Source organism: Helicobacter sp. MIT 05-5294, assembly GCF_000765675.1.
Lineage (GTDB): Bacteria > Campylobacterota > Campylobacteria > Campylobacterales > Helicobacteraceae > Helicobacter_D.
In genome coordinates this window covers 1-16279 of record NZ_JRPA02000002.1, presented here as the reverse complement: position 1 = coordinate 16279, position 16279 = coordinate 1, and the positions used below count along the sequence as shown (strand labels likewise).

Annotated in this window: 18 protein-coding genes; 2 read left to right on the top strand and 16 right to left on the bottom strand. The window is 38.9% G+C overall.

Features of this window, described 5'->3' with window-relative positions:
• Window positions 1-6: 6 nt before the first annotated feature.
• From LS69_RS01390 to rplU, 16 genes are all read right to left on the bottom strand, one after another.
• Window positions 7-1296 carry a Mur ligase family protein gene (locus LS69_RS01390; RefSeq protein WP_138121614.1) on the bottom strand — a complete coding sequence of 430 codons (1290 nt, stop codon included), beginning with the start codon at window positions 1294-1296 and terminating at the stop codon, window positions 7-9.
• On the bottom strand, window positions 1286-2503 hold the full coding sequence (locus LS69_RS01385) for a diguanylate cyclase (RefSeq protein WP_138121613.1): 1218 nt from the start codon (window positions 2501-2503) through the stop codon (window positions 1286-1288). Before LS69_RS01385 ends, LS69_RS01390 begins: the two co-directional genes overlap by 11 nt.
• Window positions 2503-3024: an LPS assembly lipoprotein LptE gene (gene lptE, locus LS69_RS01380; protein WP_138121612.1), complete on the bottom strand. Its 522-nt coding sequence runs from the start codon at window positions 3022-3024 to the stop codon at window positions 2503-2505. Before lptE ends, LS69_RS01385 begins: the two co-directional genes overlap by 1 nt.
• The gene (gene leuS / locus LS69_RS01375; protein ID WP_138121611.1) at window positions 3024-5498 is read right to left on the bottom strand and encodes a leucine--tRNA ligase; all 2475 of its coding nucleotides are present in this window, start codon (window positions 5496-5498) and stop codon (window positions 3024-3026) included. Before leuS ends, lptE begins: the two co-directional genes overlap by 1 nt.
• A gap of 10 nt (window positions 5499-5508) precedes the next feature.
• Window positions 5509-5850, bottom strand: coding sequence for a DUF6394 family protein (locus tag LS69_RS01370; protein WP_138121610.1), 342 nt, complete (start codon window positions 5848-5850; stop codon window positions 5509-5511).
• Window positions 5850-6821, bottom strand: a complete 972-nt coding sequence (gene secF / locus LS69_RS01365; RefSeq protein ID WP_138121609.1) for a protein translocase subunit SecF — start codon at window positions 6819-6821, stop codon at window positions 5850-5852. Before secF ends, LS69_RS01370 begins: the two co-directional genes overlap by 1 nt.
• A 9-nt stretch (window positions 6822-6830) precedes the next feature.
• The gene (gene secD, locus LS69_RS01360; RefSeq protein WP_138121750.1) at window positions 6831-8408 is read right to left on the bottom strand and encodes a protein translocase subunit SecD; all 1578 of its coding nucleotides are present in this window, start codon (window positions 8406-8408) and stop codon (window positions 6831-6833) included.
• A gap of 7 nt (window positions 8409-8415) precedes the next feature.
• On the bottom strand, window positions 8416-8688 hold the full coding sequence (gene yajC, locus LS69_RS01355; RefSeq protein ID WP_138121608.1) for a preprotein translocase subunit YajC: 273 nt from the start codon (window positions 8686-8688) through the stop codon (window positions 8416-8418).
• 126 nt (window positions 8689-8814) lie between these two features.
• Window positions 8815-8937, bottom strand: coding sequence for a hypothetical protein (locus LS69_RS11030; RefSeq protein WP_275050950.1), 123 nt, complete (start codon window positions 8935-8937; stop codon window positions 8815-8817).
• Between the two features lie 189 nt (window positions 8938-9126).
• Window positions 9127-10233, bottom strand: a complete 1107-nt coding sequence (gene ychF, locus LS69_RS01350) for a redox-regulated ATPase YchF (protein ID WP_138121607.1) — start codon at window positions 10231-10233, stop codon at window positions 9127-9129.
• Window positions 10234-10242: 9 nt separating this feature from the next.
• On the bottom strand, window positions 10243-11670 hold the full coding sequence (locus LS69_RS01345) for a leucyl aminopeptidase (RefSeq protein WP_138121606.1): 1428 nt from the start codon (window positions 11668-11670) through the stop codon (window positions 10243-10245).
• Between the two features lie 22 nt (window positions 11671-11692).
• Window positions 11693-12274 carry a DedA family protein gene (locus tag LS69_RS01340; protein WP_138121605.1) on the bottom strand — a complete coding sequence of 194 codons (582 nt, stop codon included), beginning with the start codon at window positions 12272-12274 and terminating at the stop codon, window positions 11693-11695.
• A gap of 235 nt (window positions 12275-12509) precedes the next feature.
• Window positions 12510-13292: a glutamate 5-kinase gene (proB, locus tag LS69_RS01335; RefSeq protein WP_138121604.1), complete on the bottom strand. Its 783-nt coding sequence runs from the start codon at window positions 13290-13292 to the stop codon at window positions 12510-12512.
• On the bottom strand, window positions 13279-14391 hold the full coding sequence (gene obgE / locus LS69_RS01330) for a GTPase ObgE (protein WP_138121603.1): 1113 nt from the start codon (window positions 14389-14391) through the stop codon (window positions 13279-13281). The genes proB and obgE overlap by 14 nt, the downstream gene beginning before the upstream one ends.
• A gap of 76 nt (window positions 14392-14467) precedes the next feature.
• Window positions 14468-14725: a 50S ribosomal protein L27 gene (gene rpmA, locus LS69_RS01325; protein WP_138121602.1), complete on the bottom strand. Its 258-nt coding sequence runs from the start codon at window positions 14723-14725 to the stop codon at window positions 14468-14470.
• Window positions 14726-14746: 21 nt separating this feature from the next.
• The gene (rplU, locus tag LS69_RS01320) at window positions 14747-15058 is read right to left on the bottom strand and encodes a 50S ribosomal protein L21 (protein WP_138121601.1); all 312 of its coding nucleotides are present in this window, start codon (window positions 15056-15058) and stop codon (window positions 14747-14749) included.
• Window positions 15059-15384: 326 nt separating this feature from the next.
• Between rplU and LS69_RS10295 the strand changes: the two genes are divergently transcribed.
• Window positions 15385-15534, top strand: a complete 150-nt coding sequence (locus tag LS69_RS10295) for a hypothetical protein (RefSeq protein WP_194145372.1) — start codon at window positions 15385-15387, stop codon at window positions 15532-15534.
• Entirely contained in the window at window positions 15485-15712 is a 228-nt protein-coding gene (locus LS69_RS01315) for a hypothetical protein (RefSeq protein ID WP_194145371.1), read from the top strand. Before LS69_RS10295 ends, LS69_RS01315 begins: the two co-directional genes overlap by 50 nt.
• Window positions 15713-16279: the final 567 nt, after the last annotated feature.

Sequence of the window (16279 nt, the reverse complement as noted above, 5' to 3'; positions counted from 1 at the left end):
TTTTTCCTAATTTTCATTCTCTGAAGTCTTTGAAAAACGCGCCAAAAACTCTGCAACAACACTAAATGAACCACATACTAAATAATTTTCTTGCTTTTCTATCATTTTAAATTCTTGAAACTTTATCTCTAATTCTTGTAAAATCTTTTCTAATTGCGCTTTTTCTATTATCCGCTCATTTGGCACTTCTAGGATTTCCACCCGCTTAATGATTGGCTTTAATATAGACAAAATTGCATAGGGATTCTTATCAAAATAAGAATTATAAACTAAAACACATTTATTTTGACTAAAAGAATCATTTTTTATTTGCTTTACAAGTGCATAAGCTGCATCAACATTATGCGCGACATCTAAATAAACATTGGGCGCAAATCTCTGCATACGCCCTTGCAAATCTAACAAAGGCAAGGATTCTAGCATACAATCTAGTGCAAATTTCCCCGCAAATCTTTGCAGCTTTTCTTGATTCCAAATTTTTTTTGTAGCCAACAAATCTTGCGCAGCTAGGAATCCACGATACGCAAGGGTAAGGTTTTGTGCTTGATAGTGCGGATAATTTCGCGCAAGAATCCATTGGGAAATTTCACTTGGAATTACATCTAAAATTTCTAGTTTTGCTTGTTTCTCTCCAGCGATTTTTTGTGAGATTCTTTGAATAATACCTGCAACCTTGCCTTTTTCTCCATAGGGTTCTTCACTTTGGAATCCTAAAATTGCCCTTTTAGACATTGCTTTAAGCTTTGTTGTGGCGATTTCTTCTAGAGTATTTCCCAAGATTTCTTGATGATCTAAACTAATGCTACTAAAGAGCGTCAAATCAGCTTTAGCACAAGTTGTCGTAGAATCAAACTCGCCTCCAAGCCCCGCTTCAAGAACCAAAACTTCACAATCTTCAAAGACTTTCAATGCCAAAAAAGTTAAAGCTTCAAAATAACTTGCTTGTTCTAATTGCGATTCCGCCATAGAATCAAGTGCCAAAAATGCCTCATTTAAAGCATCTCTTGATAGAATCGCGCCATTTTTCCAAAACCTCTCGCACAAAGTCAGCAAATGCGGCGAACTAAAATGCCCCACCTTGATTCCTAATTGGTGTAACATCAGGCTTAAAAATCTCCCCGTGCTTCCCTTGCCATTTGTGCCAATCACTTGCACAATGATTCGTTTAGGAGGAGTTGGAATCTGTAATTGCTTCAAAATTCTTGGCGCACGCGTGGGATCAAAGGGAGCATATTCTGCGCCTTTTTCGTCCAAAAATCTTTCTAATTGTGTTTGATTGTGCGCGTTAAGATTCATATTGTATGATTCCTTTCGAGTCTTTATGTCTTTCAAATGCTTCTAAACTAATCTTGAGCATACTTTCCAAACTCGCGGATTCCACCCGATGAGAAGCTTGTGCGCTTAGCGAAATATGAATGCGTGTTTGCTGAAACATAAAAATACTCTGACTAACAATAGAATCCAAATTGCGGATAAATGCGATTGCCTCTTCTTTCGTGCGCTCCAACAAACATGCCAAAAACTCTTCCTCGCCATAATAGGCAATCAAGTCGCTTTCATTGCTGTATTGCTTCAACAATCTCCCCAAAGTCGCCAATACGCGCTTCGCCGCTTCTACCCCAAAATGTTCTTTGATTTTTTCATAGGCTGCAATTCCAAACACAATCACCGAATAATTTTTTTGGTGTTCTATAAATTGCGATTCCGCGAAATCCAAAACTTCTTGCATGCCTTGCTTACTTACAAGCGTCGTCATCGCGTCAATAGGCAGAGAAGAGATTTGTTGGTATTTCAAAGGAGCGGGTTTTTGGGGAGGCTGTGGTTTGTTTTCTTTTGGAATCTCTTTGCTTATTTCTTCTGATTGATTTTGCGCTTTGGTAAATTGTTCTTTTAAGATTCCCTCTAATTGTTGCAAAAACTTCAGTTTATTTTCTTTACTAATGCCCTTTTCCAAAGCCCTCTGCACTTCCTTTTGCCACTGATGAAAGGGAGAATCTGGAATCTTAAAACCACTTAAAATCTCCAAACCCTTTACTAAATCCACGAAATCCAATTCGGAAATGGCTTTGATTTGTTCCGCCCAACGCTCACGCCACATTTGCATAGATTGTGCATTAAGCTTGTCAATCTCTAGCAATTGCCCTTTGGCAAGTTGGCTGATTTCCTTTTGTGGATGGGTGGAAAGCAAACGCAAAAGCAATTTGAGAATCTCTAGTTGAGTGTAAAAATTTTTTTTATAAAAGAAAAGATGATGGATAGATTTTACCAAAGCCGTAATAAGTTCATTTTTGCTTTTAAATGGACGATTAAAAAAACTTGCCTTGATTTCTTTGTCCAACATTTCAAGGATTTTTTCTATGCTAAATCCCCTCTCTCCTACATTGTTTCCTAATTTTTTCGCCTGTGCATAAAATGCCTCTTCATAAAGCTCCGGAGTTGGCTCTTTACCCTCTTTTAACAATTCTTTTAATGCTTCTCTAGCAATGATTTGGGCATTTTGCATTATTGTGTTTCAATTCCTATTTGTGAGATAAAACCATCAACCGCTTGAATCACTGCTTCGTTGATTGCTTCTAAGCGCACAGAATCTGTGATAATAGAGGTGTTATCAAGCGAAAAGTTATGAAAACCTTTTTTGGAGAATATCCTTGTTTTTTGTGTTGAAGCATTGAAATACTTAAACTCCACACTCACTTCACAACGATAAAAAGTCGCAAATCCTACGCGATTCTCCGCGAGTGAAGAAAATCTTATGTGCTGTAATTGCACTTCAATAGTAGAATCAGAATCTGCTTTATTGGAGACATTCACGCCCAATCGTTCAAAAATTGCTTGTGTGATTTCGTCTTTTAATGCCACGCTATTTTGTGGGTCGCGTGGATTGATTTTGACTTCCACAAAAACCCTTTCCCCCACTGCTTTTTTAGTTTTATGCGCTATGGGCTGATAGCCACACGCACTAAGGAGAATCAAAAATGCGCAAAAAAATGCAGCAAAAAGAGAGATTTTAGAAATTTTTGCCATTATTTAACCACGAAATTAACAAGTTTATTTGGCACAACAATTTCTTTTATAATGGTTTTGCCCTCTATCCATTTGGCAACTTCCCTCTTGGCGAGTTCTAGGATTTGTTTTTCTTCTGTGTTCAAATCCGCTTTAATCTCTCCGCGTCTCTTTCCATTAATCGTAATTGCCATTACGATAGAATCCTCTTTGAGTGCTTCTTCATCTAGCGGAATCTCTTTGAAGTTTTGCAAACCAAAATATTCTTGACTTAGCTCCCAACAAATATGCGGGATAATCGGCTCTAAGATATTTAAAAGTATGAAATATCCCTCACTCCAAATCTCTACATTATCTTGCTCATTTAGTGCATTCAAAGCTTCCATACACGCCGCAATCAGCGTATTAAAAGCATAGCCGCTTTCATGGCAAAAAGTTTCTTGATATTTTTTCAAAGCCTCATAGACTTTTTTACGCGCACATCTTTCTTTTTCGCTTAGATTTTTGGATTCTATTGTGGGCAAACTTTGGCTTTTTTGTATTTTTTCTACCTTAGCACAAAGCCTTTTAATAAAGCGATAAGAACCTTCTAGTGCGGAATCATTCCACTCCAACTCGCGCACAGGAGGAGCGGCAAACAAAATAAACAAACGCGCAGTATCCGCGCCATATTGTGTGATAATCTCTTCGGGGTCTACGACATTTCCCTTAGATTTGCTCATTTTTGCGCCCTCTTTGGTTACCATACCTTGCGTGAGAAGATGAGAAAATGGCTCATTAGAATCCGTTAATCCAAGTGAGCGTAAGACTTTTGTAAAAAATCTTGAATAAAGCAAATGCAAAATCGCATGTTCAATCCCGCCGATATATTCATCAACATTCATCCAATACTTTTCATCTTCGCGCGAAAAAACCTCATCTTCGCGCAATTCTTGAGGTGTCGTGTAGCGCAAAAAATACCAACTAGATTCCACAAAAGTATCTAGCGTGTCTGTTTCTCTAAGCGCATTTGCACCGCATTTTGGACACGCACAATACTTCCAATAAGGATGTTTGTCTAATGGATTCCCCTCCCCGTCAATCACGACATCTTCAGGCAAAGCAACAGGTAGGTTTTTTTCAGGAACGATTCCGCATTTAGGACAATGAATCAATGGAATCGGCGTCCCCCAATATCGTTGCCTTGAAACACCCCAATCCCGCAACTTGAAATTCACAACTGCTTTTCCTAGTTGATTCTTTTCAAAATATTCAATAATTTTTGCTTTCGCCTCTTCATTATCTAAGCCATTATATTCATTGGAATGAATGAGGATTCCACCTCCATCATAAAAGTCTTCTGCGCAACTATTTTCTTGTGCTTTTTCACCAGAATCCTTAGGAGCAATCACCGGAATAATTGGAAGATTGTATTTTTTGGCAAACTCATAATCGCGTCCATCGTGCGCTGGGACGCTCATCACTGCCCCACTTCCATAACTCATAAGCACGAAATTCGCCACCCAAAGCGGAATCTTAACTTGGGTTAAGGGGTGAATCACGGAAATTCCAAGTGGGATTCCTAATTTTTCTTGCTGCGCCCTCTCTCTTTCGCTTGTATTTTGAATCGCCACAATCTGCGCTTTTTGCTCTTCAGAGATTCCATAGTTTTGCGCATTTTCCAAAACTGCTTTTACCAAAGGGTGTTCTGGTGCTAAAGCGACAAAACTCACGCCAAAAATCGTATCAGGACGCGTCGTAAAAACCTCTATAGATTCTAAAGTTTCTGTGGAGGATTCTATCTTTTTTTCTAGTAAAAACGCGAAGCTTAAGCCTTTGGATTTTCCTATCCAATTTCTCTGCATTGTTAGCACTTGGTTAGGCCATTTACCCTCTAAAGCGTCTAAATCGTCTAGTAATTCCTGCGCATAATCCGTGATTTTAATATAATATTGATACATTTCTTTTTGCACCACAGGAGTATCACAACGCCAACATTTCCCCTCAATCACTTGTTCATTGGCAAGCACGGTTTGATCTTTTGGACACCAATTCAAAAAGCCTTTTTTGCGATAAATCAAGCCTTTTTCCCACATCGCAATGAAGAGGTTTTGTTCCCATTTAGAATAAATCAAATCGCAAGTCGCAAGTTCGCGCGTTTTAGAAAATGAGAATCCCAAGCTATAAAGTTGTCGCTTCATATTTTCAATATTAGAATAAGTCCAAGCTTTAGGGTGTGTTTTGTGCTTGATTGCAGCATTTTCTGCAGGCATTCCAAAAGCGTCCCAACCAATAGGGTGCAGGACATTAAAGCCATCTTTGCGGAATTTTCTAGCAATCGCATCGCTAATGCAGTAATTGCGGACATGCCCCATATGGATATTGCCACTAGGATAAGGAAACATACTTAAAATGTATTTTTTAGGTAAAGATTTATCAGGCTTTGGCTCATAAAGCCCATTTTCTTCCCAAAAATTCTGCCATTTTTTTTCAATTACTTTTGCATTGTATTCCACGATTTAGCTCCTAATTATAATCGTTATAGCTTTTAATACTTTCAATAGCTACAAACACGATAGATACTATATTTGCCACCACTGCACCAAGTGCCAAAGCAACTGCGACATTGATATTATCAAAAACCTGCATATAAATAAAAGCAGGAATTAAATGCAAATCTGCGACAAGAGAAGCCGCCATAAGCTCGGCAGACATAAAACTGCGCACCCCGACTTTTAGAATCGTAGATAGAAGATTCACTCCCCCGGCAATAAACAACATCACCAAGCTTTGGTCATACAAAAAGCCCACCGTTGAAGTCAAACTCATCAAAATAAAAAATATAAAAAGAACTTTGCCCCAATCCATTACACTCTTCCTTTTTCATACATTTCACGCAATTTCTTTTTTTCTAATGCTTTGCGTTCGGATTCTGCGACTTTTTGGTGGTATTTTTTCAAATCAAATTTAAACAAAACCACCAATTTACTTGCAACAAAAATTGAGCTATAACTTCCCACAATTGAGCCAACTAACATTGGCAAACTAAATCCTTTGATAATCTCTCCGCCAAAAAGATAAAGCGTAAAGACAGAGAAAAACATTGTAAGCGAAGTCAGCATTGTGCGCGAAAGTGTCGCAGAAAGTGCCTCATTAATCACATTTTCCAAATTATCATTGGCGCGCAAACCAATCGTTTCTCGGATTCTATCAAAGATAATAATCGTATCGTTAATAGAATAGCCAATTAGCGTTAAAAGTGCAGCAATCACCTCTAAATTCAAATCAATATCAAACAAAATCACCGCACCCGCAGAAATCACCACATCATGCACTAATGCCAAAACCGCCGCCAAAGCAAAACGCCATTCATAACGATAGGAAACATAAAGCATAATGCTCACCAAAGCCAAAACAAGGGCTAAAGTCCCCTTTTCTTGCAATTCGCTTCCGACTTTTGGACCTACAATATCCACCCGCCGAATACTTAATTCTCCTGTATCCTGCAAAACCCTAGCAACTTCTTCCCCAATATCTTGATTGACATTAGAAGTTGCGGTTGGAAGTTTGATTAAAATTTCTTCTGGTGAGCCAAACTCGCTAACTTGCGCTCCTTTATAGGATTCTACCGCTTCTAATTTGGAGCGAATCTCCGATAAAGGTGCAGGGGTGTTATATTGTAGCTGGATAAGCGTTCCTCCTGCGAAATCTACGCCAAGGCTAAAACCCGGCTTGACAAACAAAACTAACGAGAACACAAACAAAACTAGGGAAAGCAAGATTCCATAGCTGGACATCTTCATAAAATCATAAATTTTATTATGCTTAAAAAAATCCATACTCTTTCCTTATTTGCGTGTTTCTCTGTAGCCAAACCATAGCGCGTAATTGCCTGATTTAACAATGCGATTCTGCAATGCCCTAAACACTCCATGTGTCCCAACAATAGCCGTGATAATAGAAGCTAGGATTCCAATCGTCATGGTGATTGCGAAGCCTTTAATCGTGCCTGTCCCACACACATACAATAAAATCGCCGCAAACAAAGAAGTGAGATTAGAATCAAAAATCGCGCGTGAGGCATTGGCATAGCCATTTTCCATAGACTTAACGAAATTTTCTCTTGCACGGAATCCCTCGCGGATTCTTTCATTGATAATCACATTCGCATCAACTGCCATACCCACGGTCAAAATAATCCCCGCCATACCGGGCAAAGTCAAAGTCGCCCCAAAAAGTGCCATAACCGCAACAATCAAGAGGATATTAACCACCATAGCCACATTTGCAATCAGCCCTGCGATTCCATAATAAAACATCATAAAGCCAATCACAAGCACAGCTCCGGTAATCAGGGCAATCAAAGAAGCCTTGATGCTATCTGCTCCTAGTGAGGGACCTACACTTCGTTTTTCTAGCAAGGTGATTGGAGCGGGTAATGCGCCACTTCTAAGCGCAATTGCAATATCACTTGCTTCTTGCACACTAAATCCACCGCTAATTTGTCCGCTTCCTCCACCGACTCTCTCACGAATCACAGGAGCGGAATAAACCTTGCCATCAAGCACGACCGCCATACGATTCCCGACATTTTTTCCCGAGAAATCTCCAAAAATCTTGCCACCTTGAGCATTAAGTGTGAAATTGATAATAGGCTGTCCATTTTGGTCGTATGCCGCTCTCGCGTCTGTTAGCATTGCACCATCTAAAATAGGAATCGCTTTAAGCAATATTTTTTGTTCTGTATTATTCATAAAAGGCAAAATCACATCGCCAAAAGATTCCGCCTCTAGCTCTGTCATAGTTGAAACTCTCGCATTACGCGCTTCATCAACTGCCATCATCTGCAAATGCCCACCTTTGGAGATGAGTTCCAAAGCCCTTTGCTCTTCTTCTTGTGTTTTGATACCGGGTAATTGCACCAAAATCGCGTCGTCTCCTTGCTTGGTTACACTTGGCTCGGATAAGCCAAATTGATCCAAACGATTGCGAATATTTGCAATGGCTTGTTCAATCGCAAAGTTTTCTATATTGACAATCTCGGATTCTGTCAAAGAAAGCGTGTAATGAAGATTGGATTCTACAATATTTAAACCCGGAATCTCTTTTAAGTATTCATCAATTTTGGATTTTTCATTAGAATCTAGCAATTCAAAACTCACATTATCTTCTTTTGCGCTTAAGGCGTCCAGCAAAATTTGCTCTTCAAGCGCATAGTAGTTAATCTGCGAGGCAACAGAAGAATAACGCGTCTTAATGGCTTCTTGCGTTTTAACGCCCAAAAGCAGATTCAACCCTCCTTGCAAATCAAGCCCCAACACAATCTTAGGTCCAGCGGTTTGAAAAAAAGAGGGAATTGAAAGGGCGATTCCAAAAATAATCGCTACGATAAAGAAAAGTAGCTTAGAATTGAAAGTTTTTTTCATCGTTGGGTTATTGCTCAAACTTTTTAGCGACATAATCTTTAGCGAGTTTTACGATTGTATCGTCGTTTAAACGCACCATAAAAAATTCTTCCTCACGCTTGACAATCTCCACAATAAAACCTCCGCTTGTTACGATTTTATCACCTTTATCAAGTGCTGCAACCATTTCTCTATGCTTTTTAGCCTGTGTTTGTTGCGGACGAATGATTAAAAGATAAAAAATCGCAATCAAAACAATCAAAGGCAATAACTGCGTCAATGTATTTCCGATATTTTCCATAACTAAACCTTTAAATTTGCAAAATAAATGCGGATTTTAGCAGAGTTTTACTAATTAAATCTTTAAGGATAGAAATTTGCCACACGCGATTTAAGAGGCACAATGCGTGGAATCTTCGTCGTTATACTACTGCGCCATTGCGAGATTCTGCATTAAATAGCAATCTATAATTTCAACAACCCATAATCCTAAACCCGCAGTCATTGCAAGAGCTTTATAAAAACTCGTGGTGTGCAATTTGTGAAACAAATTTCACCCGTGCTATAAATCTATACTATTGAATCTCGCCGTCGTAGAATCCGCTTTATATGAGATTATGGATTGCTTCAGCGTTGCCTCGCAATGACGAGGTAGAGAATGTGAATAATTCATAAAATGATAGACTACTTTGTCGCTTCACTCCGCGCAAGGACGAATGATTCTAAAATCACAAAAGCATCACACATTGAATCTAAAGTGCATAATATCGCCATCTACGACAATATAATCCTTGCCCTCTACGCGCATAGCACCCGCTTCTTTGGATTTGCTCTCACCGCCATATTTCACAAAGTCCGCATAGCTAATCACTTCAGCGCGGATAAATCCTTTTTCAAAATCCTTATGAATCACTCCAGCCGCGACAGGTGCTTTATCGCCTTTATGAATCGTCCAAGCACGCACTTCTTTCACACCCGCAGTAAAATAGCTAATCAATCCTAATTTTTCAAATCCCAAACGAATAATCGCGTCTAATCCGCTCTCACTCACGCCTAATTCTTGAAGAAATTCCGCTTGTTCTTCCTCGCTTAAACCAACTAATTCTTCTTCTATTTTAGAACAGAGTTTGACTACCTCCGCCCCGCTATTTTTGGCATATTGCTTGAGTTGCAAGACAAATTCATTATCCGATTCCAACCCTTGCTCATCGACATTTGCCCCATAAATGATTTCTTTGTTACTCAAGAATCGCAATTCTCTATCCAAAAGCAAAAACCATTCATTGCTTTTATCGTTAAATTCGCGCACAGGCGAACCCTTTTCAATATGAGCCAAAAGCGCAAGTGCGACTTCTAATTGTGCCTTGGCTTCCTTATCTGTGCCACTTTTCGCACTTCTATTTAGCCTCTCTATGCGCTTTTGCAACGACTGCATATCCGCAATCAATAATTCCGTCTCAATAATTTCCACATCACGCAAAGGATCAATGCTGCCCTCCACATGTGTAATATTGGAATCCTCAAAACATCGCACAATATGCAAAACCACCTCTGTTTCCTTGATGTTTGCCAAAAACTGATTGCCTAGCCCCTCTCCCTGACTTGCTCCCTTTACAAGCCCTGCAATATCCACAAACTCCACCACAGAATGTTGAATCTTTTGGGGATTCACGATTTTTGCCAATTCTTCAAGGCGCGTATCTGGCACAGGCACGATTGCTTTGTTGGGTTCAATGGTGCAAAAAGGATAATTTGCAGATTGTGCGTTTTGGGTTTTGGTTAGCGCGTTAAAAGTCGTGGATTTGCCGACATTTGGAAGTCCTACAATTCCGATTGATAGCCCCATAAATTTCCTTTATTTCGCAAGATTTGTAATAAATTGAACAACAGCACGAATCCCTGCGCCACTTGCCCCAAAGGGATTCACACCCCAAGCCTTTTCCACATAGGCAGGTCCTGCAATATCCAAATGTAACCATTTTTGCACCAAAGACTCTTTGACAAACTCACCTAGAAACATTCCTGCACTAATCGCACTTCCATAGCGACTTGATGGGATATTGCACAAATCCGCCACTTCGGAATTAAATAGCTTTCTCAAATAAGGATTAAATGGCAAGATTCCGCTTAACTCACCCGCTTCAAAGGCTGCTTTGGCGAAGTCTTCTTTAAGCTTTTGATTATATCCCATAATCCCCGTGCTATAATCGCCCAAAGCCACAACACACGCTCCTGTGAGTGTAGCAAGGTCAATCAACACATCAGGATTTAAATCACTTGCGAAACTCAAACAATCTGCCAACACCAAACGCCCCTCCGCGTCTGTATTGCGCACTTCAATGCTTTTTTGATTCCGCGCGATTAAAATATCATCGGGCTTATACGCATCGCCTCCTATCATATTTTCTGCCAACCCCAAAATCCCATGCACTTCTGCTTTTAATCCAAGTTTTGCCACAGATTCCAAAATCCCAAGCACCGCACACGCGCCACTTTTGTCTGATTTCATCGTTGTCATAAACTCACCGGGTTTAAGGCTTAGCCCACCGGAATCATAAGTCAATCCTTTGCCCACTAAAACCACTTTGGGCAACTTTTTGCCCTTTGCGCCTTTAGGTTTATAGCTTAAATGCACAAGATAAGGTTTGTTTGCACTTGCTTTTGCGACTGCCAAAAATGCGCCCATTTTCTCTGATTTTAAAAATTTTTCATCATAAACTTTGCATTCCAATCCGGAATCTTTCGCGATTCTTTGTGCAAAATCCGCGACATATTTTGGCGTTGCAATCATCGGAGGCGTATTGATTAATTCGCGTATAGCATTCACACTTTCGCTTAAAATTTTGGAATCTTTAATGATAGATTCCAAATCAGTTTGCGCAAATTGCGTCGTGTGCAAATACACTTCTTTAAGGTTATTTTCATTTTTCTTAGTCTTGAAAGTATCAAAGCAATAAGCACCTAACATTATCCCCTCGCAAACTTCCCTAGCCTCTTGCTTTGTTTTCACTTGAAGTGAGGCGGACTTGACTTTAAGCTTCCCAATCACACCCACTGCACTTGCTAACGCATCGCGCAAAGCATTAGGAAAGGGATAATTATGACTTTCAACACCAACAAAAAACTTTCTACTTGATTCTACAAAACAACTTCCCTCTCCCTTATAATTACGAATCTCTAACGCTTCTTTTTCAGCTTTTGTTAGATTTTTTGGCAACTTTTTATCATATAAAAGGACGATTTCCAAATCTCCTCTTTTTTTAGAATTTGCTAAAATTTCCATTTATTTTTCTCCTTATTTAGCTTTATTTAGCGATTTTTTGTTCTGCTTTTGCGGTGGCTCTATGCAAATAATAATAAATTCCGCCACCCAAAATAATTGCAAATGGAATCGCAATATAGTAATGTTCTTTGCCATAATGCACGATTTGCAAGAGTTGCTCACCAAAGAAATAAGCAAGTAAAATCGTGATTGCAGCCCAAACAATCGCACTCATTAAGTTGATAAAAGCAAAAGTCTTCGCACTATATCGCGTAACCCCAATACTCATTGGAATCACCGTGCGCATACCATATAGATAGCGTTGCGCAAAAATAATAGGCCAACCATAGCGTTGCAACAGCAAATGCGCTAAAGCAAACTTCCTGCGTTGGGTTTTTAGCTTTTTATAGATGAATTGCTTGTTGTAGCGTCCAATATAAAAATACACCTGATCTCCCACAAATCCCCCAAATCCAGCAACGATAATTGCAATAGGAATCGTCATATGCCCAGTGTGGCACATAATCCCAGCCATAATAAGCCCAAGCTCACCCTCTAAAGTGCTCCAAATAAACAAAATAATATAACCATATTCTTGCAGCCATTGTGTGAATAATTCTTCCATTGCGCAAACTTCTTAAACTAAAGATACAAATTGAAATGCAAAATGCTTTATTTGACTTAAAAACTGCGCATTTTAGCAAATTTTTGCTTAAGGTTACCACTAACCCAGCATTGCAAAAAGTCGTTAAGTGTTGTCTTTTGTCTTTGCACAAAGTTGCTAAGATTTTCTACTGCGAGAAGCCTAAAAGAGTTACCCACCGTTATGCAAAATCCCATTAATCACTTCAAAACCAAAATTACAAACTATTATTTGTAAAAAGTGTGCCTTTGGAGTGTATACCTTGTAGCAAAAATTCTTTTACAATGCCTAAATCCTTGCCACTTGAGAGGAACATTTCTTTATTGTTTTCTAGTAAAAATTGCGCGGCTTTTAGCTTTGTTACAATTCCACCGGTAGCAAAAGCATTATTAGGTGTCGCCTCGGCTTGTAGTTCTGCCTCTGAAATTTTTGTTACAACCTTGCGTAATTTTGCATTGGGATTCTCTTTTGGATTCTCTTCATAATACCCATCAATATCGCTTAATATCGCTAAAAGAGAAGCGTCAAAATAATGCGTAACATAAGCGGAAAGCTGGTCATTATCGCCAAATCCTAAAAACTTCAGCTCACTCGTTGCAGTCGCGTCGTTTTCGTTGATGATAGGCAATACTTTGTTTTGGAGCAAGATTTCTACGGCATTACGCGCGTTTTGTGTGCGTTTTCGTGAATCCAAATCATAAGCAGAAAACAAAACTTGCGCACTTAAGATTCCATAAGGTTGCAATGCTTTGGCATACATTTGCATTAAAAGCGGCTGTCCGATGGCAGACAAAGCTTGTTTGTTTGCCATTATTTTTTTGTCCAATTCCAATGCAGTGAAGCCCGAAGCAACCGCGCCAGAAGATACCAAAATCACTTCATAAGTCGCGCTTAATTCGCTGATGAGTTTCACTAGAGATTCTATCCGTGCGAGATTTATTTTTCGGTTTTCTACTAAAATTGCGCTACCTACTTTAATCACAACTCTATTTTTGCGCATTTAAATCCTTTAAACTGGAATACAAAAGAAAGCGCAGCGATTCTAAATTTTTCCCACTCACGCTTGAAACGCCCACCACAAAGAGAGGAGCATTAAAATCATAAGAAATTCCAAAATCCTCTTTTTCTTTTTGGACAAACATTAAAGATTCCTTTCTTTTCAAATGGAATCCAAAAGTATCCAAAAACTCTTCAACGCGCTTTTCTAAGCTTTGGGATTCTTCATTTTCCTCCATTTGCAAACCCTCACTTTGTGTATCAATCTTAGAAAACATAATCCCAAAAGGGCGATTTGATAGCTTAGAGCTGAAGTTTTCTAATTCTGTTTTTAGAGTGGCGAACTGCTCCTTTAAGGTGCGATAGTTTGCAATATCTAGCACAAAAAGCAAGAATCGTGTGCGTTCAATGTGACGCAAAAACTCCAATCCTAAACCTTTACCCTCACTCGCACCACCGATGATTCCCGGAATATCCGCAATCACGAAAGATTGATAATCCCCGACATTTACGATTCCTAAACTCGGTATGAGGGTAGTAAATTCATAATTTGCAATTTCAGGCTTCGCATTAGAAAGGATGCTGACAAGCGTAGATTTGCCGACATTTGGAAAGCCTACCAAACCCACATCTGCGATTAATTTGAGCTCTAAACGAATCTTTTTTTCTACACCCAACAAGCCCTTTTGCGCATAGGTTGGGCGTTGGTTGGTTGCACTTTTAAAATGCGTATTTCCCAAACCTCCTTTGCCACCCTCTAAAAACAAGATTTTTTCTTCTTCCTCTAACAAATCCAACAAGAGTGTGTCCTCTTCAAAAACTTGCGTTCCCGGAGGCACGATAATCACTAAATCTTCGCCTTTTTTGCCGTGTTTGTTGCGCGGGAGACCGGGTTGTCCATTTTGCGCCTTGAAATGTTTGTGTCCTCTAAAATACGAAAGTGTATCGGTATTATTATCCACTTGAAAATAAACATTGCCGCCTTTGCCACCATCACCGCCATCAGGACCGCCATTTAAGACATATTTTTCCCTACGAAACGAAACGGCTCCCTCGCCACCTTTGCCAGAAGATACAAAGATTTCAACACTATCAACAAACATTAAATAACCTTAAAACTAAAAAAGAATCGTTGGGATTCTAAATCTCACCCTAAAAGTTAGAATCCCACAAAGAGGTTTAAGAAGCAGGAAGAATAGAAACTTTTTTGCGTTCTCTATCTTTTCTTTCAAAAGAAACAATGCCATCAATTAAAGCAAAAATTGTATGGTCTTTGCCCATTCCTACATTATTTCCGGGGTGGATTTTCGTGCCTCTTTGGCGAATAATGATATTCCCCGCACGAACGAATTGTCCGCCAAATTTCTTAACACCTAAGCGGCGTCCCGCAGAATCACGGTTATTTTGGGTGCTACCCTGACCTTTCTTGTGTGCCATATTAACTCCTTAATGTCGCAATTAAGCTACGATTTTAATCACACGCACGCGTGTAAAGTCTCGCCTGAAGCCTCGCTTAGTTTTGCTGTCTTTTCTGCGACGCTTCTTAAAAGTGATGACTTTTTTGCCTCTGCCCTCATTGATGACTTCTAATTCAACCTTTGCACCCTCAATATAAGGCGCACCGAGCTTCACATCATCATTTTCGCAGATTGCTAAAACTTCTTTCACTTCAACTTTTGACTTTGGCTCAAGATTCAAGCAATCTAGTAAAATAATATCGCCTTGCTTCACCTTGTATTGTTTGCCTCCATTCTGAATAATTGCATACATTACACAATTCCTTAAATTTGAAGTTCTTTTTATTAAAAATAATAAAAGTCGGGATTCTAGCTAAAAATTTATTAAGATTACTTGAAGCAATAAATAGTGTATTTGGTTTTTGTTAGAAGGTGGTTTTGGATTCTATGGTTTTGGTATTTAATCTTGTTGTTGGCTTGTCAGTGGAAGAGTGTGCGAATCTATGGAGAGAATTAAATAAAATTTTATCTTGATTTCAAATTACAACAATATTTCTTACTATAAATTAATATTCAAGAAAATATGTCTTATTGTTGCAACCTACTATTTTCAATTTATATTTAAAAAAGGAGGTAAAAATGGTTAAAATTAATCATTTTATACAATTCAAAGACGCAACTGAAGTTGGCAAAACTATCATCATCACGGTGTTTTTTAAAATTTTTAGAAGACGCCAAATTGCAGTCTTTAAAATATCTCACAACAGGAGATTTTATAGCTTTGGTTGAGATTAATGGCAAAATCATCGCCTTTATGAGTGGAGGAGATGAAAGAAATCCAAATCTAGCGGAGAAAAACTACAGGATTCTTTGTGAAATGTATCAAGGAGAAATTGAAGTTTGTGTCTTTGCCATAAGGACAAAAGGCAATAGAGTTTTGGGAAGGAATCGTCAAACAAAAAGTTGAAACTTTAGAAGAAAGTTGGATTGAGCTACACACAGAGGATACAGAAGAAATTTTGGATAAGAAGCGAGAAATTGTTCGTCGTTTGCACAACAATAGTAAAAAGCTCATCAATCTAGTAGAAAAACACTTATAAGGAGAAAAAAGAAAAAATTAGCGTTGGTTGCGATTGTTTTTTACGGGTTAATGTTGGGCGGTTGTTGGATAGTCTATCTGAAGAAGAATATCCAACCTTAATCAGTTTAGATACTTACAACTTCGGTGCAAGAAGTAGGAGCTCCTGCGACATTATGAGGGTGAAACCTAGAATCCTTGCGATATTCAAGTCTTCAAGTGCCATCACCCCCTACATTGTTTATGCCCAAGAAGTCTTTAGTGCTAGATTGTAAAAGATTCTTTCTCCTGGGGATACGCGCTCTAAGCTATTTTTTCTAAAAAAATATGAAGCATAAAATCCTTTGGCAGATGAGATTATCGTTTAATATAGTTTTGTGTAAAAGGTAATAGATATTGTAAGCCACTACAATGGATATAACCTTCATAGAGTTTAAGTTGTGAGGGAGATTCTAA

What these genes read in the sequence shown, in the direction of transcription:
- LS69_RS01390 (WP_138121614.1), bottom strand. Translation starts at nt 1,296, where the DNA reads ATGAATCTTAACGCGCACAATCAAACACAATTAGAAAGATTTTTGGAC.
- LS69_RS01385 (WP_138121613.1), bottom strand. Translation starts at nt 2,503, where the DNA reads ATGCAAAATGCCCAAATCATTGCTAGAGAAGCATTAAAAGAATTGTTA.
- lptE (WP_138121612.1), bottom strand. Translation starts at nt 3,024, where the DNA reads ATGGCAAAAATTTCTAAAATCTCTCTTTTTGCTGCATTTTTTTGCGCA.
- LS69_RS01370 (WP_138121610.1), bottom strand. Translation starts at nt 5,850, where the DNA reads ATGGATTGGGGCAAAGTTCTTTTTATATTTTTTATTTTGATGAGTTTG.
- secF (WP_138121609.1), bottom strand. Translation starts at nt 6,821, where the DNA reads ATGGATTTTTTTAAGCATAATAAAATTTATGATTTTATGAAGATGTCC.
- secD (WP_138121750.1), bottom strand. Translation starts at nt 8,408, where the DNA reads ATGAAAAAAACTTTCAATTCTAAGCTACTTTTCTTTATCGTAGCGATT.
- yajC (WP_138121608.1), bottom strand. Translation starts at nt 8,688, where the DNA reads ATGGAAAATATCGGAAATACATTGACGCAGTTATTGCCTTTGATTGTT.
- ychF (WP_138121607.1), bottom strand. Translation starts at nt 10,233, where the DNA reads ATGGGGCTATCAATCGGAATTGTAGGACTTCCAAATGTCGGCAAATCC.
- LS69_RS01345 (WP_138121606.1), bottom strand. Translation starts at nt 11,670, where the DNA reads ATGGAAATTTTAGCAAATTCTAAAAAAAGAGGAGATTTGGAAATCGTC.
- LS69_RS01340 (WP_138121605.1), bottom strand. Translation starts at nt 12,274, where the DNA reads ATGGAAGAATTATTCACACAATGGCTGCAAGAATATGGTTATATTATT.
- proB (WP_138121604.1), bottom strand. Translation starts at nt 13,292, where the DNA reads ATGCGCAAAAATAGAGTTGTGATTAAAGTAGGTAGCGCAATTTTAGTA.
- obgE (WP_138121603.1), bottom strand. Translation starts at nt 14,391, where the DNA reads ATGTTTGTTGATAGTGTTGAAATCTTTGTATCTTCTGGCAAAGGTGGC.
- rpmA (WP_138121602.1), bottom strand. Translation starts at nt 14,725, where the DNA reads ATGGCACACAAGAAAGGTCAGGGTAGCACCCAAAATAACCGTGATTCT.
- rplU (WP_138121601.1), bottom strand. Translation starts at nt 15,058, where the DNA reads ATGTATGCAATTATTCAGAATGGAGGCAAACAATACAAGGTGAAGCAA.
- LS69_RS10295 (WP_194145372.1), top strand. Translation starts at nt 15,385, where the DNA reads ATGGTTAAAATTAATCATTTTATACAATTCAAAGACGCAACTGAAGTT.